1 protein-coding gene is annotated in these 1311 nt (G+C 62.2%); it reads right to left on the bottom strand.

Features of this window, described 5'->3' with window-relative positions:
• Positions 1-14: 14 nt before the first annotated feature.
• Positions 15-1252, bottom strand: a protein-coding gene (locus NY78_RS21630; RefSeq protein ID WP_156181146.1) for an IS3 family transposase whose coding sequence is annotated in 2 segments (ribosomal slippage) — positions 15-907 and positions 907-1252 — 1239 coding nt in all. Because the reading frame shifts where the segments join, the coding sequence is not laid out codon by codon here.
• Between the last annotated feature and the right edge of the window lie 59 nt (positions 1253-1311).

Here is a 1311-nt window from a genome sequence, read left to right as displayed (position 1 = left end):
TGGAGTTGCCCCCGCTAAATCGGACACCCCGCAGTTGCTGAAAAACGGATGAACTCTCTGGGCGAGAGCATCCGCAGTTCCTTGTGGGGGTGCATCTCGTTGTAGTCCTCGAACCAGGCGGCGAGCTGGCCCAGTACGGTCCGAGCATCCGGGCGATCGTTGACGTACACGTAATCTCGTTTGAAGGTCTTCACGAACGCCTCGGCCATGCCGTTGCTCTCAGGGCTTCTGACCGGGGTGAATCGGCTGACCAATCCCAGCCAGGACGCGAATTCCACGGTCTCCTTGGCCGCGAAGCAGGAGCCGTTGTCGGTCAGCCACTCCACCCGGTGCAGCGCCTGGCTCGTCCCGAAGCGTTTCTCCACGCATTCCAGCATCAGGTCGCGCACCATCGAGCCTGAGATGCCGCACGTCGAGGCTGCAAAACCCATGATCTCGCGGTCGCAGCAGTCCAGGGCAAAGACCACTCGCACCTTCTCGCCGTTCCAGCAGCCGATCTCGAAGGCGTCCGCGCTCCAGCGCAGGTTGCGCCGCAGGGTGATGACCTTGCCGTCATGCGACCGCTCTGGCCTGACGCCCGTGTGCTTGGCCAAGAGCAGGCCGTGGAGCCGCATGATCCGGTAGACGCGCTTGTGGTTCGCCCGGGCCTGTCCCCGTTCCACGAGACGTCGGTTCAGGAGGGCGCACACCCACCGGTAGCCGTATGTCAGCCGTCCATCGACGATCTCACGGATCAAAGGCAGCAGGACTTCGTCCTGGGCCTTGGAATAACGGGATGGACGCTTTCTTGGGCCAGTCGCCAGCCGTTCGGACAACTGCGAACGGGCCACGTCGAACGCCTCAGCCACCCGTTTCACAGGAAATCCTCCTCGAAGGGCAACGGCGTGCGCGATATCAGTTTTTTTTCGCGCGCGATCTTGATGCCTTCCTTGAGGATTTCCACCTCCATCGTCTTCTTGCCCAGAAGCCGTTCCAGCTCACGGACCCGCTTCTTGAGAGCACGAGCCTCCGATGCGCTGACCACCTGGTCGTCCGCCTGCACCGCCACCTTGCCGCCTTCGCTCATCAGTTTCCTCCAATGGGAGAGCTGATTTGGGGCGATGCCGTGCTTGCGGGCCACGTAGGAGACGCTCATCCCCGGACGGGACGACTCCTCGACGATCCGAAGCTTCTCCGCCAATGGCCAGCGCCGACGCTGGACCTCGTTCACCAACTCGACCGTGGCGAACTCGTTAGCACTATGTCTGGACATACCTCTAGCCCTACCTCTTCGGTTGGACAGGGTGTCCGGTCTAAACGGGGGCTACTCCA

Source organism: Desulfovibrio sp. TomC, assembly GCF_000801335.2.
In the GTDB taxonomy this organism is placed as follows: Bacteria; Desulfobacterota; Desulfovibrionia; order Desulfovibrionales; family Desulfovibrionaceae; genus Solidesulfovibrio.
This window is presented reverse-complemented; position numbering and strand designations above follow the sequence as displayed.